The organism is Pantoea sp. SGAir0180 (assembly GCF_043546245.1).
Map to the genome: position 1 here is coordinate 2,153,158 of NZ_CP028071.1, position 23,606 is coordinate 2,176,763.

At 54.1% G+C, this 23,606-nt stretch carries 20 protein-coding genes; 12 read left to right on the forward strand and 8 right to left on the reverse strand.

What is annotated here, in order from left to right; genetic code table 11:
- The first annotated feature begins 486 nt into the window (after positions 1 to 486).
- The 3 genes from C1N58_RS10050 (at position 487) to C1N58_RS10060 (ending at position 1,749) form a co-directional block, all read left to right on the forward strand.
- On the forward strand, positions 487 to 1,089 hold the full coding sequence (locus C1N58_RS10050; protein ID WP_039341038.1) for a serine acetyltransferase: 603 nt from the start codon (positions 487 to 489) through the stop codon (positions 1,087 to 1,089).
- Between the two features lie 101 nt (positions 1,090 to 1,190).
- Positions 1,191 to 1,460, forward strand: coding sequence for an RNase A-like domain-containing protein (locus C1N58_RS10055; protein ID WP_394564856.1), 270 nt, complete (start codon positions 1,191 to 1,193; stop codon positions 1,458 to 1,460).
- Positions 1,429 to 1,749, forward strand: coding sequence for a contact-dependent growth inhibition system immunity protein (locus C1N58_RS10060; protein WP_039341041.1), 321 nt, complete (start codon positions 1,429 to 1,431; stop codon positions 1,747 to 1,749). The genes C1N58_RS10055 and C1N58_RS10060 overlap by 32 nt, the downstream gene beginning before the upstream one ends.
- 402 nt (positions 1,750 to 2,151) lie before the next feature.
- Here C1N58_RS10060 and icd read toward each other — a convergent pair whose 3' ends face one another.
- The gene (gene icd / locus C1N58_RS10065; RefSeq protein ID WP_394564857.1) at positions 2,152 to 3,402 is read right to left on the reverse strand and encodes an NADP-dependent isocitrate dehydrogenase; all 1,251 of its coding nucleotides are present in this window, start codon (positions 3,400 to 3,402) and stop codon (positions 2,152 to 2,154) included.
- A 110-nt stretch (positions 3,403 to 3,512) separates the two neighbouring features.
- Between icd and rluE the strand changes: the two genes are divergently transcribed.
- The 8 genes from rluE (at position 3,513) to C1N58_RS10105 (ending at position 11,365) form a co-directional block, all read left to right on the forward strand.
- Positions 3,513 to 4,172: a 23S rRNA pseudouridine(2457) synthase RluE gene (rluE, locus tag C1N58_RS10070; RefSeq protein ID WP_394549668.1), complete on the forward strand. Its 660-nt coding sequence runs from the start codon at positions 3,513 to 3,515 to the stop codon at positions 4,170 to 4,172.
- 48 nt (positions 4,173 to 4,220) lie between these two features.
- Positions 4,221 to 4,694, forward strand: coding sequence for an NUDIX domain-containing protein (locus C1N58_RS10075; protein WP_033737534.1), 474 nt, complete (start codon positions 4,221 to 4,223; stop codon positions 4,692 to 4,694).
- 39 nt (positions 4,695 to 4,733) lie between these two features.
- A complete protein-coding gene (mnmA, locus tag C1N58_RS10080) occupies positions 4,734 to 5,846 on the forward strand; it encodes a tRNA 2-thiouridine(34) synthase MnmA (RefSeq protein ID WP_394564858.1) in 1,113 nt (370 codons plus the stop codon).
- Between the two features lie 34 nt (positions 5,847 to 5,880).
- On the forward strand, positions 5,881 to 6,522 hold the full coding sequence (gene hflD / locus C1N58_RS10085) for a high frequency lysogenization protein HflD (protein ID WP_033737536.1): 642 nt from the start codon (positions 5,881 to 5,883) through the stop codon (positions 6,520 to 6,522).
- A gap of 43 nt (positions 6,523 to 6,565) precedes the next feature.
- Positions 6,566 to 7,936, forward strand: coding sequence for an adenylosuccinate lyase (purB, locus tag C1N58_RS10090; protein ID WP_039341046.1), 1,371 nt, complete (start codon positions 6,566 to 6,568; stop codon positions 7,934 to 7,936).
- A 106-nt stretch (positions 7,937 to 8,042) separates the two neighbouring features.
- The gene (gene phoP / locus C1N58_RS10095; RefSeq protein WP_033737538.1) at positions 8,043 to 8,711 is read left to right on the forward strand and encodes a two-component system response regulator PhoP; all 669 of its coding nucleotides are present in this window, start codon (positions 8,043 to 8,045) and stop codon (positions 8,709 to 8,711) included.
- Positions 8,712 to 8,713: 2 nt separating this feature from the next.
- On the forward strand, positions 8,714 to 10,183 hold the full coding sequence (gene phoQ / locus C1N58_RS10100; RefSeq protein ID WP_033737764.1) for a two-component system sensor histidine kinase PhoQ: 1,470 nt from the start codon (positions 8,714 to 8,716) through the stop codon (positions 10,181 to 10,183).
- 57 nt (positions 10,184 to 10,240) lie between these two features.
- A complete protein-coding gene (locus tag C1N58_RS10105) occupies positions 10,241 to 11,365 on the forward strand; it encodes a ribosomal protein uL16 3-hydroxylase (RefSeq protein ID WP_058701381.1) in 1,125 nt (374 codons plus the stop codon).
- Positions 11,366 to 11,436: 71 nt separating this feature from the next.
- Here C1N58_RS10105 and pepT read toward each other — a convergent pair whose 3' ends face one another.
- The 5 genes from pepT to lolC all read right to left on the reverse strand — a co-directional run bounded on the left by pepT (position 11,437) and on the right by lolC (position 17,335).
- Positions 11,437 to 12,666 (reverse strand): peptidase T, encoded by a 1,230-nt coding sequence (gene pepT, locus C1N58_RS10110; RefSeq protein ID WP_039341051.1) that lies wholly within the window; start codon positions 12,664 to 12,666, stop codon positions 11,437 to 11,439.
- 573 nt (positions 12,667 to 13,239) lie between these two features.
- Positions 13,240 to 14,073, reverse strand: coding sequence for a Sir2 family NAD+-dependent deacetylase (cobB, locus tag C1N58_RS10115; RefSeq protein WP_033737540.1), 834 nt, complete (start codon positions 14,071 to 14,073; stop codon positions 13,240 to 13,242).
- 121 nt (positions 14,074 to 14,194) lie between these two features.
- Positions 14,195 to 15,439: a lipoprotein-releasing ABC transporter permease subunit LolE gene (gene lolE / locus C1N58_RS10120; RefSeq protein ID WP_394564859.1), complete on the reverse strand. Its 1,245-nt coding sequence runs from the start codon at positions 15,437 to 15,439 to the stop codon at positions 14,195 to 14,197.
- Positions 15,439 to 16,143 carry a lipoprotein-releasing ABC transporter ATP-binding protein LolD gene (gene lolD / locus C1N58_RS10125; protein WP_033737542.1) on the reverse strand — a complete coding sequence of 235 codons (705 nt, stop codon included), beginning with the start codon at positions 16,141 to 16,143 and terminating at the stop codon, positions 15,439 to 15,441. The genes lolE and lolD overlap by 1 nt, the downstream gene beginning before the upstream one ends.
- Positions 16,136 to 17,335: a lipoprotein-releasing ABC transporter permease subunit LolC gene (gene lolC / locus C1N58_RS10130; RefSeq protein WP_033737765.1), complete on the reverse strand. Its 1,200-nt coding sequence runs from the start codon at positions 17,333 to 17,335 to the stop codon at positions 16,136 to 16,138. The genes lolD and lolC overlap by 8 nt, the downstream gene beginning before the upstream one ends.
- A 408-nt stretch (positions 17,336 to 17,743) precedes the next feature.
- Here lolC and mfd point away from each other — a divergent pair, with 408 nt between their 5' ends.
- Positions 17,744 to 21,193 carry a transcription-repair coupling factor gene (gene mfd / locus C1N58_RS10135; protein ID WP_058701382.1) on the forward strand — a complete coding sequence of 1,150 codons (3,450 nt, stop codon included), beginning with the start codon at positions 17,744 to 17,746 and terminating at the stop codon, positions 21,191 to 21,193.
- Between the two features lie 139 nt (positions 21,194 to 21,332).
- Here the strand turns inward: mfd and C1N58_RS10140 are convergent, their stop codons facing one another.
- The gene (locus C1N58_RS10140) at positions 21,333 to 22,637 is read right to left on the reverse strand and encodes an MFS transporter (protein ID WP_394564860.1); all 1,305 of its coding nucleotides are present in this window, start codon (positions 22,635 to 22,637) and stop codon (positions 21,333 to 21,335) included.
- 425 nt (positions 22,638 to 23,062) lie between these two features.
- The gene (locus tag C1N58_RS10145) at positions 23,063 to 23,605 is read right to left on the reverse strand and encodes a glycine zipper 2TM domain-containing protein (RefSeq protein WP_033737545.1); all 543 of its coding nucleotides are present in this window, start codon (positions 23,603 to 23,605) and stop codon (positions 23,063 to 23,065) included.
- Position 23,606: the final 1 nt, after the last annotated feature.

Consider the following 23,606-nt stretch of genomic DNA (forward strand, 5'->3'; position numbering starts at 1 on the left):
TTTTGGCCCTGACAAAAAACATCGCTGTACAGGGTAAGTAAGTTTGATTTTACAGTTCTGAAGAACGGTTGCTAACATGCGGATAATCTATCCAATGCTGTCTGTTCACCCCGTTGCCTTCATTCTGAAGGGCATGGATTGTGATCTGGATTAAGCATGTAAGAGGGTGATCATCACAGCGCATTACAATTATCACGCGATTTAATCTGCGCCCGACAGGGCGACCTACAAATAACCTATCTTTGACTTGCGGCTATCTTCTCAATCAATAACGGAATAAGCTGCACTCTCATTGAGAAAAAGAATGGTTTGCAAATGAACGGACACTTGCAGACTGACGGGTTCATGTCCTTTGCCAACAACAGAGATAAAACTATAAACGCCTAATTTTTTGCTTTGACATCAAGCTTATACCTGCTAATATTTTCATTCTGAAATATACCTGCGTCCCTTTCTGATTTACTCTCAGCTAAGAATGAATACTACATGAATGCTCACACGCAGCCAGTTGATACTGCTGAATTGATTAGAGACGACCTTTATCGTTACGCAGCTGACATCAGTTTTAAAACATTTATTAAAACCTTTCTTAAAAATGAAGCGTTTAATTTTTGTTTTTGGTTCAGAATGAGCACACATAAGAGTAAGACGTGCAGACGTATTGCTAAACGTGTTTTTAAGCGTAAGTGCAAAAAATTTCATATCTTTCTCTGCCCTTCTACCCGGATTGGGCCAGGGCTGTATATCGGTCATATCGACGTCGGAAGCATTGTGATCAATCCCGGCACCCAGATAGGCGCAAACTTCAACGTTTCGCCAAATGTCTGTATTGGTTCCAATACAGGAGACTGTGCCATCATTGGCGATAACGTCTATATCGCCCCGAACGTTTCTGTAGTTGAAGGTGTTAAGATAGGCAATGATGTTGTGATTGGCGCAGGTTCTGTTTTAACGAAAGACATTCCTCCCTATACTGTTGCTGCAGGCAATCCTGCAAAAGTGATTAAATCACATCATAAAAACCCGTTTATACAAAACAGGTGCGTCATACCAGAAAAAGCGGCCTCCACTGTTGAGTCATGTCGCTGATAGTCAGCGTTCTGACTATCAGTCGAGCAAGCAATGCGATTGGCAAAACAGGTTGCTATCCCAGATAAGGGATTACTCGCCCGTCTTTTAGGTGCGCACCAATGCAGTCGGTATTCTTTCCTTTCTCCTGTGAGCTGGCTGAAAAAACAATAAGTTCGGCTTTGAACGCTAACCGACTCAAATTCACATACTGGGCGAAAAATCCTGAGCCACTTGAGCTTGTTTACAGAAGTAAAACTGCAATTGGTTACGGTCTCAGGCAAGGCAGTTCAATCAAAGAAACCTGCTCAAGTGTGAGGGTTGTTTTGCTTCAAAAATTCTACAATGGGAAGTCATATTATGTTCTCACGTCTTATCCGTGGATGGGGTAAAGATAAAATGACGTACCCAGTCATGCGCGAGATTTTAACCGCCTCTTTCAGCTGTTATCACGACGATTTTGACAACGCTGTCGGTGAAACAGCCGCCTGCTATTTCGACACTAACGTCCTTTCAAAAGCAGATGCCCGCAATGAAATCGGTTCATTATTACGTATCTCTGACGATGAGGAACTAAAAACAACGTCAGAGCAGTTAGATTGCGATCATTTTCGTCCAGAACCATGGGGTGAAACATGGCGCAGTTTCCTGGAAAAAATTGCTAAGGCAATTCGATGGTAAGAACGAATAACCCTGACAGAGGGCTGTGAAATCGTTATTGTGATAAGATTTTAAGACTCGCAATCTATCTCAAGCCGCACATCAAGCTTGCCAGTTCCTTTCAACAAAACCCTCCGCCATTTGAAATTTAATGCGGTTCATTCCCTCTGAGAGCTTTAGTTTGCGGTACGCATTGTTCCTATCTAAGGACAAGCTGTTTACTGCGGCAGAACTGTTTACCGTAATGCTGTCTCTAAACCTAATTGCCAAGGTAATTAGCTGCGTGATTTTGGAAGCCAAAAAAACCTTAACGTTTATGATGAATAACCTGGTTTTGATAAATAATGTTGCTGAATGTTATTAACATACTAATAAAAAACGGGAACCAACCGGCTCCCGTTCTCGTTTAACCCAAATTCTGGATTACATATTCGCGATAATCGCGTCACCAAACTCTGAACATTTCAGCAGCTTAGCGCCATCCATCAGACGTTCGAAGTCATAGGTCACGGTCTTGGCAGCGATTGCGCCTTCCATGCCTTTAACAATCAGGTCTGCGGCTTCGAACCATTCCATATGACGCAGCATCATTTCAGCGGACAGAATCACGGAACCTGGGTTCACTTTATCCTGACCTGCGTACTTCGGTGCCGTACCGTGGGTGGCTTCGAACAGCGCACATTCGTCACCGATGTTTGCGCCTGGTGCAATACCGATACCGCCAACCTGCGCCGCCAGGGCGTCAGAGATGTAGTCACCGTTCAGGTTCATACAGGCGATAACGTCATATTCTGCCGGACGCAGCAGGATTTGCTGCAGGAAGGCATCGGCGATCACGTCTTTTACGATGATCTCTTTACCGGTGTTTGGATTTTTAAATTTCATCCATGGGCCGCCATCGATCAGCTCGCCGCCGAACTCGTCTTTCACTAACTGGTAACCCCAGTCTTTGAAGGAGCCTTCGGTGAACTTCATGATGTTGCCTTTGTGTACCAGCGTCAGTGAATCACGATCGTTAGTGATGGTATATTCCACTGCTGCACGGACCAGGCGCTTGGTGCCCTCTTCCGAACACGGTTTAACACCGATACCGCAGTTTTTTGGGAAGCGAATTTTCTTCACGCCCATTTCTTCACGCAGGAATTTGATGACTTTATCCGCTTCTGGCGTGCCCGCTTTCCATTCGATACCGGCATAGATATCTTCGGAGTTTTCGCGGAAGATCACCATATCCGTGTCTTCAGGACGTTTTACCGGGCTTGGTGTACCGGTATAGTAGCGCACCGGACGCAGGCAAACGTACAGATCCAGTTCCTGACGCAGCGCAACGTTCAGAGAACGGATGCCGCCGCCAACTGGCGTGGTCAGTGGGCCTTTGATCGCTACGCGGTATTCTTTAATTAAATCGAGGGTTTCTTGCGGCAGCCAGACATCCTGACCGTAGAGTTCAACCGATTTTTCACCGGTATAAATCTCCATCCAGGAGATTTTACGCTCGCCGTTGTAGGCTTTTTTCACAGCGGCATCAACCACTTTCAGCATCACTGGTGACACATCAACGCCGATACCATCCCCTTCGATGTAAGGGATAACCGGGTTATTTGGGACAACCAGTTTACCTTGATTCAGGGTGATTTTCTGACCTTCCGCCGGAACAACTACTTTGCTTTCCATTAACCTCTCCTTCGAGCGATTTTTTGTTAATGATTTGTAAGATGCGCGTCAATACTACTTGAATATTCACGCCACGCCAATCACCGCAATTTCGCGTTATAATGCGCTGAATGTTCCAGACTGCAAAGCGTATGCGAAAAACTAATCAGACTTCTCATCCAAATAAACGATTCAGCCAACAAACACGTCCCGTGCATCGCAAGGCGTCCTCGCCGCCTGCCGTCCGCCGCGTGCTTCTGTTCAACAAACCCTTCGATGTTCTGCCGCAATTTACCGATGAAGCCGGCCGCCGCACCCTCAAAGATTTTATCGACGTGAGTGACGTTTACGCGGCGGGCCGACTCGATCGCGACAGCGAAGGACTGATGGTCCTGACTAACGATGGTCCGCTACAGGCGGCGCTGACGCAGCCCGGCAAGCGCACCGGCAAGATTTACTATGTGCAGGTGGAAGGCGCGCCTGAGGAAACCGATCTACAACCTTTGCGCGATGGCGTTAATCTGAAAGATGGCCCGACGTTACCGGCTGGCGTCGAAAAAGTGGCTGAGCCCGACTGGTTGTGGCCGCGCCAGCCGCCGATTCGCGAGCGCAAAGCCATTCCAACACAGTGGCTGAAAATAACGCTTTTTGAAGGACGCAACCGTCAGGTCAGACGTATGACGGCCCATATTGGCTTTCCAACCCTGCGTCTGGTGCGCTATGCCATGGGCGAGTTTACGCTGGGCGATTTGGCGCCGGGTGCCTGGCGCGATATCAGCGCACAAGGTTGACTGCCATTATCATTTCCATAACTTTAAGTTAACAATTCAGGAGGATCGATGTTTAAACCGCATGTCACCGTCGCGTGCCTGGTGCAGGCTCGGGGTGCATTACTGGTCGTTGAAGAACGCGTCAACGGCATCGCCACCTGGAACCAGCCTGCCGGTCATCTTGAAGCCGATGAAACGCTGCATGAAGCCGCATCACGGGAATTGTTTGAAGAGACCGGCATTCGGGCCGAAATGCAGTATTTTATCGGCATAAACCAGTGGATCGCCCCGGATAATACGCCTTTTGTGCGGTTTCTGTTTGGCGTGGATCTGGACGATATCCAGCCAACGGCTCCGCAGGACAGCGACATTGATTGCTGCTGGTGGGTCGCGCCAGAGCAGATTCTGTCGGCCTCTAACCTGCGTTCGCCCCTGGTTGCCGAAAGCGTACGCCGCTGGCAACAGGGCGTACGCTATCCGCTCGACCTGATCAGCCCGTTCAACTGGCCGTTTCATGAAGGTGCGCACCCGCGTTCAGCGTGATAGAATGCGCCGCCTGTTTTACTGTTTTGCGAGCTTGTGATGTCTGATAACTGCCAGAAAAAAGTGATCGTCGGAATGTCCGGCGGCGTCGATTCTTCCGTTTCCGCCTGGTTACTGCAACAGCAGGGCTATCAGGTTGAAGGCCTGTTCATGAAGAACTGGGAGGAAGACGATGGCGAGGAATACTGTACCGCCGCTGACGATCTGGCGGATGCGCAAGCCGTGTGCGACAAGTTAGGTATTAAACTGCACAAAGTGAACTTTGCGGCAGAGTACTGGGACAATGTCTTTGAACACTTCCTGGAAGAGTACAAAGCGGGCCGCACTCCCAACCCCGATATCCTGTGTAATAAAGAAATCAAATTCAAGGCGTTTCTGGAGTTTGCCGCAGAGGATCTGGGTGCAGACTTCATCGCCACCGGGCACTATGTCCGCCGTCAGGATATCGATGGCCGCAGCCACCTGCTGCGCGGTCTGGATGGTAACAAAGACCAGAGTTATTTCCTTTACACACTCAGCCACCAGCAAATCGCGCAGAGCCTGTTCCCGGTCGGCGAGCTGGAAAAGCCTGAAGTGCGTCGCATCGCTGAACAACTTGAGCTGGTGACGGCGAAGAAAAAAGACTCCACCGGCATTTGCTTCATCGGTGAACGCAAGTTTACCGAATTCCTGGCGCGCTACCTCCCTGCCCAGCCGGGTGAAATTGAAACCGTCGACGGACAGGTTGTGGGTGAGCACCAGGGCCTGATGTATCACACGCTCGGCCAGCGTAAAGGGCTGGGCATTGGCGGTCTTAAAGAAAGCAAAGACGATCCCTGGTACGTCGTTGATAAAGATGTGGCGCGCAACCGCCTGATCGTGGCGCAGGGCGGCCACCATCCCCGACTGATGTCAGTGGGTCTGATTGCCCAGCAGTTACACTGGGTTGATCGTCAGCCGCTAACCGCACCGCTGCGTTGTACGGTGAAAACCCGCTACCGTCAGACCGATATCCCCTGCGAAATTATCCCGCACGGCGAGGATAAAATTGAAGTCCGGTTTGATGAGCCCGTTGCTGCGGTCACGCCGGGTCAGTCTGCGGTGTTCTACCTTGATGAAGTCTGCCTGGGTGGCGGTATCATCGAAGAACGTTTGCCTTGGGTTGCCGCATAATACCGGTGGGAATAACGCGTAAACAGGAGTAACCGTGGCAAAAAACTATCAGGACATTACCTTTGCACTGGCGGGCATTTGCCAGGCGGCCCATCTGGTGCAGCAGTTAGCCAATCAGGGACATTGTCAGCCGGAGGCGCTGACGGTGTCACTGCGCAGCGTACTGGACCTGAATCCTCCCTCGACCCTGGCGGTATTTGGTAACAACGAAGCCAACCTGCGCCTGGGGCTGGAAACCCTGATGGCCGTGCTGAACAGCACGCAACGTCAGGGCGCTGGTGCCGAACTGACCCGTTACACGTTGAGCCTGATGGTACTGGAGCGCAAGCTCAATGCGAACAAGCAGGCTATGAACACCCTGGCCCAGCGTATCAGCCAGCTCGATCGTCAGCTGGCGCATTACACGTTGGAATCCGACACTATTCTGAGCGCCATGGCGGGCATTTATGTCGATGTGATTAGCCCGCTCGGCCCACGTATTCAGGTAACCGGATCGCCGGCAGTGCTACAGAATTCCCTGCTACAGAGTAAAGTTCGCGCCACGCTGCTGGCCGGCATTCGTGCCGCCGTGTTGTGGCAACAGGTTGGCGGAGGCCGACTGCAGCTGATGTTTTCGCGCCAGCGTTTACTGCGCGAAGCCAAATCGATTTTATCCCGCCTGCCACTGACTTACTGAGTCAGTGAGGCAAACACCGTTAAATGAATCAGGAGTTGCACTGATGGAATTATCCTCTCTGACCGCCGTCTCACCTGTCGATGGTCGTTACGGCGATAAAGTCAGCCCGCTGCGCGCAATTTTCAGCGAATTTGGTTTGCTGAAGTTCCGCGTTGAGGTTGAAGTTCGCTGGTTACAAAAACTGGCTGCGACCGCAGAGATCAAGGAAGTTCCTGCATTTGATGCTGACGCAAACGCTTTCCTTGACGAGATCGTCGCCCGTTTCAGCGAAGCAGACGCCGCACGCATCAAAACCATTGAGCGCACCACCAACCATGACGTGAAAGCGGTTGAATATTTCCTGAAAGAAAAAGTGGCGGATGTGCCCGCCCTGCATGCAGTGTCGGAATTTATTCATTTTGCCTGCACCTCTGAAGACATTAATAACCTGTCCCATGCGTTGATGCTGGAAACAGCACGCCGCGATGTCATTCTGCCTTACTGGCAGCAGCTGATCGCCGCCGTAAAAGGCCTGGCGCAGGAATACCGTGATATTCCCCTGCTGTCTCGCACGCACGGCCAGCCCGCTACGCCATCGACCATGGGTAAAGAGATGGCCAACGTAGCCTACCGCATGGAACGTCAGCTACGTCAGCTGTCGCAGATTGAAGTGCTGGGCAAAATCAACGGCGCCGTGGGCAACTACAACGCGCACATTGCGGCGTACCCGGAAGCCGACTGGCACCAGCTGAGTGAAGAGTTTGTTACCTCGCTGGGCATCACCTGGAATCCCTATACGACGCAAATCGAGCCGCACGACTACATTGCCGAGCTGTTTGACTGTATCGCCCGCTTTAACACCATCCTGATCGACTTTGATCGCGATATCTGGGGCTATGTGGCACTCAACCACTTCAAACAGAAAACCGTTGCGGGTGAAATCGGCTCGTCGACCATGCCGCATAAAGTAAACCCTATCGATTTTGAAAACTCGGAAGGCAATCTGGGCCTGGCCAACGCGGTCATGCAGCATCTGGCCAGCAAACTGCCGGTTTCCCGCTGGCAGCGTGATCTGACCGATTCTACCGTGCTGCGTAACCTGGGTGTCGGCGTAGGCTATGCGCTGATCGCCTATCAGGCCACCTTAAAAGGTATTTCAAAACTGGAAGTGAACCGCGAGCGCCTGCTGGATGAACTGGATCACAACTGGGAAGTGCTGGCCGAGCCGATTCAGACCGTGATGCGCCGTTACGGCATCGAAAAACCGTACGAGAAGCTGAAAGAGCTGACCCGCGGTAAACGTGTTGACGCCGCAGGCATGCAGGCCTTTATCGACAGCCTGGCGCTGCCTGAAGAAGAAAAAACCCGTTTAAAACAGATGACCCCGGCAAATTATCTTGGCCGTGCGATTCAAATGGTTGATGATCTGAAATAATATCCCTTCTGCAGACCGGTTCCCGCCGGTCTGCGTTAACCTGCTGTTTAATTCATTTCGCTTATACTTATTTAAATTCGTTTCGATCTGATGCTAAGGAAATCCTATGCGTGTTCTGGTTGTGGAAGATAATGCCCTGCTGCGCCACCATCTTTCAGTACAACTGCGAGAAATGGGTCATCAGGTTGATGCTGCTGAAGATGCCAAAGAAGCCGATTATTTTCTCCAGGAACATTTACCTGATATCGCGTTGGTTGATCTGGGCTTACCCGGTGAAGACGGCATGTCGTTAATTCGTCGCTGGCGCAATGATGCCGTGCGTCAGCCTATTCTGGTGCTGACCGCCCGTGAAGGCTGGCAGGCGAAAGTCGAAGCGCTGGAAGCCGGTGCGGATGATTACGTCACAAAACCGTTTCATATTGAAGAAGTTGCCGCACGCCTCCAGGCATTAATGCGCCGCAACAGTGGTCATGCGTCGCAAATTATTGCCATGCCGCCGTTTCAGGTCGATTTATCGCGTCGCGAACTGACGGTGAATGAAAGCCCGGTTAAGCTGACCGCCTTTGAATATACCATCGTGGAAACCTTAATTCGTAATGCGGGCAAAGTGGTGAGTAAAGATTCATTAATGTTGCAGCTGTATCCCGATGCCGAATTGCGTGAAAGCCACACGATCGATGTATTAATGGGCCGCCTGCGCAAAAAAATCCTCGCGCTGCATTCTGACGAAGTTATCGCTACCGTTCGCGGCCAGGGTTACCGCTTTGATCTCTGATGATGTCCTGGCTTAAACGTTATCGCCCTATTTCGCTGCGGACACGCTTTTTACTGGCCTCCGCAGCCATCGTTCTCATTCTCTCGCTTTCTTATGGCATGGTCGCCGTGATTGGCTATGTGGTGAGTTTTGATAAAAACACCTATCGCGTGATGCGAGGCGAGAGCAATTTATTTTTTACCCTGGCACAGTGGAAAGATAATAAGCTGACAATTGCGCAGCCCGAGCGCACCATGCTTAATTTCCCCACCCTGGTATTTATTTATGATGAACACGGCAAGCTGCTCTGGCAGCAGCGTGATGTGCCGGAAATTCGTGAGAAGATTCAACCCGAATGGCTGTTAAAACCTGATTTCTACGAGATTGATACCAACAACAGCACCAGCCGGGCCGCCATGGGCGACAATCTGACGGCACAGCAGCAGCTTCATGCGTGGGATGATAACGACGATGACGATCAGGATACGTTTACCCATTCGGTTGCCGTCAACCGCTACGATGCCACCACCAACCTGCCCGCCCTGACCATTGTGGTGGTCGATACCATTCCGCAAGAGCTACAGCACTCCGATGTGGTCTGGTCATGGTTCAGCTATGTTCTGGCCGCTAACCTGATTTTAATTGTCCCGCTGCTCTGGCTGGCGGCGCACTGGAGTTTACGGCCGATTGGGCATTTGACGCTTCAGGTACGCGAACTGGAAACCGGGCAGCGTGAAAATCTGGACGATAAGCCGCCGCAGGAGCTGCGTTCGCTGGTGCGTAACCTCAATCTGTTGCTGACCAACGAGCGTCAACGTTACACGCGTTACCGCACGACGCTGGCCGACCTGACCCACAGCCTGAAAACACCGCTGGCGGTCCTGCAAAGTACCCTGCGTTCGCTGCGCGGCGGAAAAGAGTTAACCATCGAACAGGCCGAGCCGGTGATGCTGGAGCAGATCAGCCGCATCTCTCAGCAGGTCGGTTATTACCTGCACCGAGCCAGCATGCAGGCCGATCATAATCCCCTGCAGCGTGATCTGCATTCGGTATCGGGTTTACTGGACAGCCTGTGCTCGGCACTGAATAAAGTGTATCAGCGTAAAGGGGTGGAAATTACCCTGGATATTTCCCCGGAAATCACCTTCTTTGGCGATCAGAACGACTTTATGGAAGTGATGGGCAATGTGCTGGATAACGCCTGCAAATACTGTCTGGAATTCATTGAGGTCAGTGCTCATCAGACCGAAGATGCGCTGCACATCTATATTGATGATGACGGTCCGGGCATTCCGGAAAGTAAACGCGACCTGATTTTCGTGCGGGGACAGCGCGTCGACACCATGCGACCAGGCCAGGGGCTGGGGCTGGCCGTGGTGCGTGATATCCTTGAGCAGTACGCCGGTAATGTCATCGCCTCCAGCAGCCCGTTAGGCGGTGCGCGCATGGAAGTCGTATTTCAGCGTCAGGAAATGGAACATCGCCGCGAGTAGTTCAGGCTGCGGGCTGTTATACTTGCAGCTATTTTCAGCCCTTAGCGGACTTTCTTTATGGATTATCAGCTCGATCTCAACTGGCCCGATTTTATTCAGCGTTACTGGCAAAAGCGCCCGGTAGTGCTGAAGCGTGGCTTTAAGAATTTTATCGATCCCATTTCGCCGGATGAACTGGCGGGCTTAGCCATGGAAAATGAGGTCGACAGTCGGCTGGTCAGCCAGCCAAACGGAAAGTGGCAGGTCAGCCATGGTCCGTTTGAAAGCTACGATCACCTGGGCGAAAACAACTGGTCACTGCTGGTTCAGGCGGTCAATCACTGGCATGAGCCCTCTGCCGCACTGATGCGCCCTTTCCGCTTTCTGCCGGACTGGCGCATTGACGATCTGATGATCTCGTTCTCCGTGCCCGGCGGCGGCGTGGGTCCGCATTTCGATCAGTACGATGTGTTTATTATTCAGGGCACCGGCCGCCGCCGCTGGCGCGTCGGGGAAAAAGTGCCGATGAAACAGCACTGCCCGCATCCTGACCTGCTGCAGGTCGAGCCGTTTGACGCCATTATCGATGAAGAAATGGAACCGGGCGATATTCTCTATATTCCGCCGGGTTTCCCGCATGAAGGCTACTCCCTCGAAAATGCGTTGAACTACTCTGTAGGATTCCGCGCGCCCAGCGGACGTGAACTCATCAGCGGCTTCGCCGATTATGCGCTGGCCAACGAGCTGGGCAGCCTGCGTTATACCGATCCCGATGTGCCTTCGCGCGACTGCCCGTCGCTGATTTTGCCTGAAGAAGTGGAAGGCTTACGCAAGGTGATGCTGGATGTGGTGAATCAGCCTGCACACTTTGAGCAGTGGCTGGGCGAATTTATTTCACAATCACGCCACGAACTTGACGTTGCGCCACCGGAACCGCCTTATCAGCCCGATGAAATCTATGATGCGCTGCAACAGGGCGATGTATTGTCTCGTCTGGGTGGATTACGTGTCCTGACGCTGGGCAATGCGATTTATATCAACGGCGAGCGCGTCGAATGCGCCGATCCGCGCGTGATGTCCGTGCTGGCACATCGTGATGAAATCACCCTGGATGATCTGGGAGAGGCTCTTGACGATCCGGCCGTGCTGGCGCAGATTGCCGGGCTGATTAACGCGGGTTACTGGTATTTCGGCGCTGAATAAACCGCTGGAGAAGCGTTGTTCCCATCCGTTTACGCCGTCTCCTCGCCCGGCCCGGACGAGGAGACGTTGTTTTAACCTTTCTTCTGACCGGCCAGTTCTGCCAGGCGAACGATGACGTCGACAGACTGCGCCATGATGTTCAGCGAGGCAAACTCGTGCTTGCCGTGGTAGTTATAGCCCCCGGTAAACAGGTTTGGACAGGGCAATCCTTTCCATGACAGGGACGAACCGTCCGTACCGCCGCGAATCGGTTTCACCACCGGCTCGATGCCGCAGTCGCGCATCGCCTGTAAGGCCAGATCGATAATATGCGGGAAAGGTTCGACTTTTTCGCGCATATTGCGATAGCTGTTGCTGATCTCTACCGTAATACCACAGCCGGGATGCAGGTCTTTATTGATCTCATCCGCAATTTGCTGCAGTGTGCGTTTGCGTTGTTCAAACGCCTCGGTATCAAAATCACGAATGATGTAGTGCAGCTCAGCGTGCTCAACCGTGCCTTTCATCTGGTGCAGATGAAAGAAGCCCTCATAACCGTCTGTCCATTCCGGCTTCTCTTTCGCAGGCAACGCTGCACTGAAACGCGTCGCCAGCTCCAGCGCATTGACCATGACATTTTTCGCAGACCCGGGATGAACATTGTTGCCCACGACTTTCACCAGCGCCGAGGCTGCATTGAAGTTTTCGTATTCAAATTCGCCCAGATCGCTGCCGTCGACGGTATAGGCCCAGTCAGCCGCAAAGCCTTCAACATCGAAATGCGACGTGCCCCGCCCAATCTCTTCGTCTGGGGTAAAGGCAACGCGAATGGCACCGTGCGGAATATCGCCTTCCGCCAGTCTGGCCATGGCCGTCATGATCTCGGCAATGCCCGCTTTATCATCCGCGCCCAGCAGGGTTTTGCCATCGGTGGTGATCAGGGTGTGACCGATAAGCTTATGCAACACGGGGAACATGACCGGTGACAGCACTTCATCACCATTGCCCAACGCGATATCGCCGCCCCGGTAGTTTTCGATGATTTGCGGATTAACATGTTTCGCGGTGAAATCCGGTGAGGTATCCATATGCGAAATAAAGCCCACCACCGGCGTTGGCCAGTCCACATTGGCCGGTAGTGTGCCCATCACACAACAGTGATCGCTCAGGCTGACATCCACAAAACCCAGGGCCAGCAGTTCTTCCTGCAACTGGCGGGCCAGTACCCACTGACCTTCGCTGCTGGGCACCTGACGTGCCTGCGGTTTTGCCTGCGTCTCTACTGCCACATAACGCAAAAAGCGTTCTAATAGTTGCTTCATATGCCATCCTTAAAATTTACCGCCGGTCATTATTGATAAACCGGCAAGACATCGTGTTGCGTCAAATCATTATCGTTCAGGTTAAGGCTGCCGGGGCATATTCCGCACGCCAGACAGCATAAAAAAACGGGTAATCGCTGGTTTTTGCGGCGGTTAACGCAATCCTGCCCTGTATCATCCAGATTCAGAGCCAAAACCGGGGCGCGTTTTTTTCCGCTATCGCGGCCCTTTTCTTTGCTGACAGGCTGCCGGGTCAGCAGACAGAAATATTAATAAGGTAAGCACGCACACAGCCGTTTCGGGCTCCTGTAACCTTTGTGATGCGCCCCGGGAAGCATCCGGCTGCGCTCAAACATACGGCGGCGGGGTTTAACGCGGCTGAGGATGAGAGGAGGCAGGCAACAGCCGCATGCCGTTCGGAAACCGCACGCAGGCCGTTAACCCGTGCATCAACAGGCGGCCTGACTCCCTGCCGCCGCTGGGCTGCCGTAAACCCTGAGGCCGGCGTGTGGCGCGACCGTCTTACTGCTGAAAGTGTTTTCTTTCAGGTGTGCGGTGGCATCACACACAAGATTATTTGTGCAGCCCGTGCAACAGCTTATGTACGAAGGCGGGAACCACTTCACTTGCGAGCCCGTAGTGACTTTCGGCAAACTCATTGCCCACCTGACTGGGCTCCAGATTCAGTTCCACCGTGTGCGCGCCTTGCAGCTTTGCCTCATGGACAAAGCCCGCCGCGGGATACACGTGGCCTGAGGTGCCGATGGCGATAAACAGATCGGCCTGTTCCAGCGCCTGGTAGATGTCTTCCATACCCAGCGGCATTTCGCCAAACCAGACGACATGGGGGCGCAGGACAGAGGGAAACTGACAGCAGGTACACCGGTCGTTCTCCGTGACGTCTTCCTGCCAGTCGATCACCTGTCCGCTACTGGCACAGCGCACTTTTAACAATTCGCCGTGCATATGCAGCACACGGCTGTTGCCCGCGCGCTCGTGCAAGTTATCGATATTTTGCGTGACAAGGAAAAAGTTGTCGCCCAGCACCTGTTCCAGTTCTGCCAGCGCCAGATGCGCGGCATTGGGCTGGATCTCGGGCTGCTGAAGCTGCTGACGCCGCGCGTTATAAAAGCGCTGCACCAGCGCCGGATCACGTCGGAAACCTTCTGGCGTGGCGACATCTTCAACCCGATGCTCTTCCCATAATCCGTCTGCGGCACGAAAGGTCCTGATACCGGATTCGGCGGATATCCCTGCCCCCGTTAACACGACGATGCGCGGCAACGGGTGCGCCGCCAGTTCGGCCTGACGATCGCGTTCGAAAATACGCTGGCGAAAGCGCTGATGCACTTTCCTGCGTGTTTTCTTCAGGCGGGCAAGTCGTATACGGCGACGAGGTGTACGCATAAAGTCTCCTGGTGCGGTGAGTAAAACGTCCGCAGGTCAATCAACAAAGTTTGGGCCAGTTGGCCCGACAATCCAAAGAACAGGGCCGACAGCGCAGCATGAACGGCGCTGTCTGGTACGACTACTGTCCACTCAGGACACGCGCCGGATCGATGCGGCTGGCGCGCCGTGCGGGATACCAACTTGCCAGCAGGCTTAGCACAATAGCGGTAATCAGTACTGAAAACACGTCCAGCCAGTGCAATTCAGACGGCAGGAAGTCGATGAAGTAGATATCGCCGGCTAACAAATGGTGACCGGTCAGCGTTTCAAGACCTTTCATCAGCGATGTCAGATTCAGCGCCACCAGTACACCGACCACCACGCCGCTCACGCTGCCCAGCAGGCCTGCCAGCAGGCCGTACCAGATAAAAATTGCCCGAATCAGGCCATCTTTTGCGCCCAGCGTCCGCAGAACGGCGATATCACTGCTCTTGTCTTTAACGGCCATCACCAGTGTCGACACAATGTTGAAACAGGCGACGCCGATCACCAGCACCATGGCCAGGTACATGATGGCGCGAATCATCTGGATATCGCGGTACATATAACCGTAGGTGCCAATCCAGCTTTTGATATACACGTAAGCGTGCGTCACTTCACCCGCCGCGCGCACCAGTTTGGCCGCCTGGAAGGGATCGTTCATCTTCAGCGCGATGCCGGTCACGCTGTCACCCATATCCAGATACTGCTGCGCGTCCGCCAGCGGCACCAGAGCCAGGCTATGATCCAGCATTCCGCTCAGCTGCAAAATACCGCTCACCTGCAGGCGAATACGTTTGGGTTGCAGGAGCTTATTCTCACCGTCGTTGTTCGGGATCATGATGGTGATCCAGTCGCCCTGCTTCACGTTGAGCGCCTTTGCGATACCACCACCGAGGATGATTTGTTGTTTCCCTGCCGCAAAGGATGACCAGGCATTGTCGGTGACAAAAGAAGGTAAGGCACTCAGCCGTGGCTCCTGTGCCGGATCCACGCCTTTCACCTGCAACGCTTCCATCTTCGCGCCACTTTCAATCAGGCCGGTAAAGTTGACATAGGGCGCGGCAGCCGCGATGCCAGGCACCTGCTCAATCGGCGCGATCAATGAGTGCCAGCGCTGAAAAGGCTGATTAACGGCTTCGATTTCACCGTGCGGGACCACGGCAAGAATGCGTTTATTCAGCTCACGCTCGAAGCCGTTCATGGCGCTCAGGCCAATGATCAGCACCGCAACGCCGAGTGCAATGCCCACGGTGGAAATCACCGAGATCAGCGACACCATGCCGCCGCGACGACGGCCACGGCTAAAACGCAGCCCCAGTAACAGTGATAGCGACGATCCCATCAGACCGCTCCCGCCAGGATAATCTGATCGCTGAGCTGGCCGTCGCGCATTTCCATCTGACGCGTCATGCGTTTTGCCAGATGCAGATCGTGGGTGACCACCAGAAACGCCGTGCCCTGACGCACATTCAGCTCCCCCAGCAGTTCAAAAATGGCATCCGCATTGCGGGCATCCAGGTTACCGGTGGGCTCATCAGCCATGACCAGGCGGGGACGATTCACCAGCGCACGGGCAATCGCCACGCGCTGACGTTCACCACCAGACAGTTCAGACGGACGATGGGCGGCGCGGTGTTCCAGCCCGACGGCGGCCAGCATTTCCCGCGCGCGTGCCTGGGCTTCGCCTTTAGCGGTTTTGCCAATCAGCAGTGGCATCGCGACGTTTTCCAGCGCGCTAAAGTCGGGCAGCAGGTGGTGAAACTGGTAGATAAAGCCCAGTTCGCGGTTACGCAGTTCGGCCTTATCAGAAGAAGACATGCTGTTCAGCGAACGTCCGTCAAACACCACATCGCCCGCAGTGGGCGTATCCAGCCCGCCCAGCAGGTGCAGCAGGGTACTTTTTCCTGATCCTGAACTGCCGACAATCGCCATCAGTTCACCAGGTTGCACATCAAAATTCACGTTGCGCAGTACGTCGGTCTGTACGCTGCCTTCCTGATAGCGTTTGCACAGGTCGCGGCACTGCAACAAAGGAGAGTTACTCATAGCGTAAAGCCTCAGCGGGTTGTACGGCGGCAGCGCGCCATGAAGGGTAAAGCGTAGAAAGCAGCGCAATCACCATTGCGCTGAAAGCGATAGTCACCACCTGCCACAGATTAATATCCACAGGCAGCGCGGCACCGTCCAAAAACAGGCCAATGACCGGCATCAGGTTATTAAGCTGGCTGGCTAACAGGACGCCAAGCAGCGCCCCGAGCAATGTGCCAATAATCCCGGCACTGGCACCCTGCACCATAAAAACGGCGACAATCTGACGGCGGGTTAATCCCTGGGTTTGCAGAATGGCCACTTCACCTTGCTTCTCCATGATCAGCAGGCCCAGCGAGGTGATGATATTGAAGGCCGCAACGGCAATGATCAGGCTCAGCAGCAGCCCCATCATGTTTTTCTCCATACGCACGGCCTGGAATAAATCCCCTTTGCGTTCGCGCCAGTCTTTCCAGACCATGCCCGCGGGCAGAGCCTGTTGGCTCACGCTGTCAACCTCAAGCGGCTTATCCAGCCACAGACGCCAGCCGGTAATATTGCCCGCGGGATAGCGCATAATGCGCGACGCATCCTGCTGGTTAACCAGAATCTGATAGCCATCAACTTCGCTGTTAGCCGCATACGTGCCCGCCACGGTAAACAGGCGCTGGCTCGGCACGCGCCCCATGGGCGTGAACTGGCTGACGGACGGCACCATCAGGCGGATCTGATCACCCCGTTTCACGCCCAGCTGCGAGGCCAGTTGTTCGCCCAGGATGACGTTATACTGACCGGGCTGTAACACGCTTTGCGGCGTGTTAACGAGAAAAGGCGTCAGGGGATCCTTTTCGTCCGGCTGGATCCCCAGCATCACCCCGACTGAGACGTTGTGTGCACTTTGCAGCACCACATTACCGGTGGTCAGCGGCGCGATGCGGTCAACGCCGTTGAGCTTGAGTGCAGAGGCAGGGAATTGCTGCGGATTGATGCTGCCCGTGTTGCTGGTGATCAGCGCCTGTGGCATCAGGCCCAGGATGTTGCCCTCAAGCTCGCGCTCGAAACCGTTCATCACAGACAGCACAGTAATCATGGCCAGCACGCCAAGCGTGATACCAATGGTGGAGAGCCAGGAGACAAAGCGACCGAAACGATCCGCTGCTCTTCCGCGCATGTAGCGCAGACCGATAAATAGCGCGACAGGTTGATACATGGTATCCAATGTGCAGTTGCTGGAAAATAAGTAGAGAGGATGATAAAGGAGCTGTGCACTTTATGAAACCTCTAACCCTCTGAGTCTGCTGCAAAGTTGTATCAGAATAGGTTAGCAGACGGTTTGATGCACAGGATTACGCCACAAAGATGATGTTTATCGTACGATCATTCACGCCCCACATCGGTATACTTATTCGGGTAAAGCGGTGACGGCTATGACCGTGACTCTGATGTACCCGATTCACTTTCCTGCGAGCCCTGTTCGCAAAAAAGATTTACACACAGCAACCCTTCTGCATCGCCTGCATCAGGCGAAGCGGCAGAAAAAATCTGCCGCAGAGGTGATCCCCATGGCGTATTATGGAATGATGACGCCCTGGTAAAAATGGAGCAACCTCGAGATCACATGTCCGAACCGACTCGCTATACCCTGCCCGTGAAATCAGGCGACCAACGCCTGCTCGGTCAGCTGACTGGCGCTGCGCACGCGGTTGAGTGTGCCAGCATCACTGAGCGCCATGCAGGTCCGGTGTTAATGATTACACCCGATACGCAAACCGCCCTGCGTCTGCTGGACGAGATTCGTCAGTTTACCGATTTACCTGTTACCCACCTTGCGGACTGGGAAACGCTGCCTTATGACAGCTTCTCACCCCACCAGGATATTATCTCGGCACGTCTGTCCACCCTGTATCAGTTGCCCACGCTGCAACGCGGCATGCTGATTATGCCGGTCAACACGCTGATGCAGCGTGTTTGTCCTCACAGCTACCTGCACGGTCATGCGCTGGTGATGCAGCAGGGCCAGAAACTGTCACGCGACCGCCTGCGCGACCAGCTTGAACAGGCCGGCTATCGCCATGTCGATCAGGTGATGGAGCACGGCGAGTACGCCACACGCGGCGCCCTGCTCGATCTGTTCCCGATGGGCAGTGATCAGCCCTACCGTATTGATTTTTTTGATGACGAGATCGACAGCCTGCGCCTGTTTGATGTCGACAGCCAGCGAACGCTGGAAGCCGTTCCCGCCATTAATTTGCTGCCGGCCCATGAATTTCCCAGCGATAAAACAGCCATTGAACTGTTCCGTAGCCGCTGGCGTGAAAACTTTGATGTGCGCCGTGAGGCAGAGCATATTTATCAGCAGGTGAGCAAAGGCACCCTGCCGGCCGGTATTGAATACTGGCAACCGCTGTTCTTCGACCAGCCGTTACCGTCGCTGTTTAGCTATCTGCCTGACAATACGTTGATCGTGAACTGTGGCGATCTGGAAGGCAGTGCCGAGCGCTTCTGGCAGGATGCGAATGCGCGTTACGAAAACCGCCGTGTCGATCCCATGCGCCCGCTGCTGGAGCCGACCACGCTGTGGCTGCGCCCGGATGCCTTAATGGGGGAACTCAAAGCCTGGCCGCGTATCCGTATGACCCATGAGGTGCTGCCGGCCAGGGCCGCCAATACCAACCTGGGCTATGAATCCCTGCCCGATCTGTCCGTTCAGGCGCAGGCGAAAGCGCCGCTGGATCATTTACGTCAGTTCCTGGAACAGTTTACCGGCGACGTGGTGTTTTCTGTGGAAAGCGAAGGCCGCCGTGAAAGCCTGCAGGAGTTGCTGGCGCGCATTAAAGTACGGCCGAAACCCATTCGTCATCTGCGCGAGGCCCGTGAGGCACAGTATGGTCTGATGATCGGTGCCAGCGAGCGTGGCTTTGTGGATACACAGGGGAAGCTGGCTTTCATCTGTGAAAGCGATTTGCTGGGCGAACGCATCAGCCGCCGCCGCCAGGATACGCGCCGCACCATTAATCCAGACATCCTGATTCGCAACCTGGCGGAACTGCATCCGGGCCAGCCTGTGGTGCACCTTGAACACGGCGTCGGGCGCTACATCGGCCTGACCACGCTGGAAGCCGGCGGCATTCAGGCAGAGTATTTGATGCTCTCCTATGCCAATGACGCCAAGTTGTACGTCCCGGTTTCCTCCCTGCATCTTATCAGTCGTTATGCCGGCGGTGCCGACGAAAATGCACCGCTGCATAAACTGGGCAGCGATGCCTGGTCGCGCGCGCGGCAGAAAGCGGCGGAGAAAGTGCGCGACGTGGCCGCTGAACTGCTGGATATCTATGCTCAGCGTGCCGCCAAGGCCGGGTTTGCCTTCAAACATGACCGTGAGCAGTATCAACTGTTCTGCGAAAGTTTTCCGTTTGAAACCACACCCGATCAAACCCAGGCCATCAATGCCGTGTTAAGTGACATGTGCCAGCCGCTGGCCATGGATCGTCTGGTGTGCGGTGATGTGGGCTTTGGTAAAACCGAAGTCGCCATGCGCGCGGCCTTCCTGGCGGTGGAGAACAACAAGCAGGTGGCGGTGCTGGTTCCCACCACCCTGCTGGCTCAGCAGCATTACGATAATTTCCGTGACCGCTTCGCTAACTGGCCGGTGCGCATCGAAATGCTGTCACGCTTCCGCAGCGCCAAAGAGCAGAATCAGATTTTGCAGGAGGCCAGCGAAGGCAAAATTGATGTGCTGATTGGCACTCACAAGCTGTTGATGAGCGACATTAAGTGGCACGATCTGGGCTTACTGATCGTCGATGAAGAACACCGCTTTGGCGTGCGTCACAAAGAGCGCATCAAGGCGATGCGCGCCGATGTGGATATCCTTACGCTGACCGCCACGCCGATTCCCCGTACGCTGAATATGGCCATGAGCGGGATGCGCGACCTGTCCATCATTGCCACGCCACCCGCGCGTCGTCTGGCGGTAAAAACCTTTGTACGGGAATACGACGACTTAGTGATTCGCGAAGCCATTTTGCGCGAAATTTTGCGCGGTGGTCAGGTCTATTACCTGTATAACGATGTCGAAAATATCGAGAAAGCCTCGCAGCGGCTGGCGGAACTGGTGCCGGAAGCGCGCATTGCCATTGGTCACGGACAGATGCGCGAACGCGATCTGGAACGGGTGATGAATGACTTCCATCATCAGCGTTTCAATGTTCTGGTATGTACCACCATCATCGAAACCGGCATTGATATTCCGACGGCGAATACCATCATTATCGAACGGGCCGATCACTTCGGGCTGGCACAGCTACATCAGTTGCGTGGTCGCGTGGGCCGGTCGCACCATCAGGCTTATGCCTGGCTGCTGACCCCACATCCCAAAGCCATGACGACCGACGCGCAAAAACGTCTGGAAGCCATCGCCTCCCTGGAAGATCTGGGGGCAGGCTTTGCGCTGGCTACGCACGATCTCGAAATTCGGGGTGCCGGTGAACTGCTGGGTGAAGAGCAAAGTGGTCAGATGGAAACCCTGGGCTTCTCGCTGTACATGGAACTGCTGGAAAATGCGGTCGATGCATTGAAAGCCGGTCGCGAGCCTTCGCTGGAAGATCTCACCAGTAATCAGACCGAAGTAGAACTGCGCATGCCTGCCCTGCTGCCGGAAGACTTTATTCCGGACGTGAATACCCGTTTATCGCTGTATAAACGCGTAGCCAGTGCCGAAACGGAAGAGGAGTTGCAGGAGCTGAAGGTGGAAATGATCGATCGCTTCGGTCTGTTACCCGATCCAGCGCGTAATCTGCTGGACATCGCCGTGCTGCGCATGAAAGCGCGAGCGGTGGGCGTGCGCAAAATTGAAGCCAGCGACAAAGGCGGTTATTTTGATTTTGCTCCGCAGAACAGTGTCGATCCGGCCTGGCTGATTGGTCTGCTGCAGAAAGATGCAAAGCAGTGGAAACTGGAAGGTCCGACACGGTTACGCTTTACCCGTGAGCTGACGGAACGAAAGGTGCGCATGGACTGGGTGCAGTCATTTATGAACCAGTTACTGGAAAATCAGGTCGCGTCTTAACCGTGCTCATCGTTTTGCATTCATGCAGCTGACAAGCCGCCTTACGGCGGCTTTTTATATGGTTTGCTGAGAAGTGCGTATCATGCGCCTGTTTCCGCTGCCACGCTTTTCATCAGGAGCGTGCATTCATGCCGTGGTGTCAGACAGGCTTTTTATGCGGATCACGCGGTGACTGACGTCGGCCAATCAACAGCGCGCCAAGGCAGGCACAGGACGTGACCAGCATCAGGGGCGTCAGCGCATAGGTAAAACTCCCCGTGCTGGTGCGAATTAAGCCGATTAGCCAGGTGCCCACAAACACGCCCAGATTATTAAGGGCATTGATTTGCCCGATGACCACAGCCGCCGCGCTGGCGGGGATCATCTCGGTTGCCATCGCCCAGAACGGGCCCTTAATCATCGACGCTGCGGTAATGGTCAGGCATAGCACCATCAGCATCGGCCAGAGATGGGTAACATACATGCTGGCCGCAAGACCGGTCGCTCCCAGCAATAACGGAAAAGCGGTGTGCAGACGACGCTCGCCTGTCTGGTCAGAGTGACGTCCCCACAGATACATCGCCAGGCTCGCCACCGCGAACGGAATGGCATTGACTAAGCCAATCTGAATAACGCTCAGGTTAAAGGTTTTAATGATTTGAGGTTGCCATAATGCCAGACCATTGGTAACGGCGGTTCCGCCCAGATAAATAAGCGTCAGCAGCAGCACGCGCGGACTGAACAACGTGGCGAACAGGCTGACGCGCGGGGTTGTCGGGGCGGTACTTTTCTGCTCTTCCGCCATCGTATGGCGTAACCAGCTGCTTTCCTGCGGGCTCAGCCATTTAGCCTCCAGAGGCTGCCTCGGCAACATCACAAAAGTCAGGAATCCCAGCGCGACAGCCGGCGCACCTTCAAGGATAAATAACCAATGCCAGCCACGCAGGTTCATCAGGCCATCGAAATTAAGCAGTGCGGCGGACAGCGGTGAACCCAGCACGCTGGACACCGGCAGCGCCATCATCAGGATGGCCACCATTTGTCCACGATAACGTTTGGGAAAACAAAGCGTAAAGTAATAAATGACGCCCGGGAAAAAGCCGGCTTCCGCGATCCCCAGTAAAAACCGGAGAAGATAAAAAGATACCGGGCCCTGCGCCATTGACATGCCCGCCGCCAGCAATCCCCATGCAATCATGACGGCAGACAGCCAGCGGGTTGCGCCCACTTTTGTCATCACCATATTGCAGGGCACGGCGAAAAGGCAGTAGGCAAAGAAAAACAGCCCTGCACCCAGGCCGTATGCGGCAGCGGATAAGCCGATGTCGCCATTCATTTGTAATGCCGCAAAGCCGACGTTGACGCGGTCCAGGGACGCCAGAAAATAGCCTACCGTAAACAGCGGCATCAGCCGCCATGCCATCTTGCGCACTGTGCTGTGCTCGACTGAGGTGTTATCACGCATTGAACTGTTCCCTTTTACTTTTGCACCGAAGCAAACCGGTTTTGTTATCAACGGTTAGCCTGCTTTCTCAATGCATTTGATAAGAAAGAGTAATTAAGCGTAATGCTCTTTCCCTGACTGTGCACTTTGTTCTAAATATGTAAAAATCCAGCAAGTAATGTGTTACAAAAACTGTCCTGACGTGACTGTCTGTGAATCGCGTGAATGAAAATGTCAGCCTGACGCCGCCGCTTTAACGCAGTCATATTTACCGGGCAGCCGGGATCTGATGCATAAGGTCAGCCATGCACGGCGAGCAGCCTGGAAGAGGCTATCGTTCGGTTGCGCGCTTTAGCGTTCGGATAAGCAAAAAAAAGCGCATCCGGAGATGCGCTTATCATTTTTGTTATGTGTGCTGTGTGACCGCAGTGCGGCAAGCTTTGCCCTTAAGCCTTGTCGCCGTTCAGGATCAATTGTCCGTTACGGTCAACCGGAATACGCGTACCCGGATCGTTTTCCATACGGATTTTACCCTGCTGGTCGCCGATCTTGTAGGTTACGTCATAACCCAGCATCTTTTCTTGTTTGTCGTATACGGTTCTGCAACGCTGTTCAGACGTCGTATAGGTATCACGATCCTGCAGGCCGCCCTGAACCTGGTTACCGGCATAACCGCCTGCCAGCGCACCGGCTACCGTTGCGACATCGCGTCCGCGACCGCCGCCAAACTGATGACCAAGCACACCGCCCGCTACCGCACCCAGTACTGAACCGGCGATACGGTTTTCATCCTGAACCGGACGACGATGCGTCAGCGTCACGTTACGACATTCCTGACGCGGTTGTTTGATAGATTCTTTTATTGGTGTTGCTGACAGCACCTGTGCGTATTGAGGACCGCGGTCAAACACGTTAATGCTTGCTACGGCGGCAACACCCAGTGCCGCTGCCACGCCAATACCGATACCCGCTAACATTGATTTATTCACA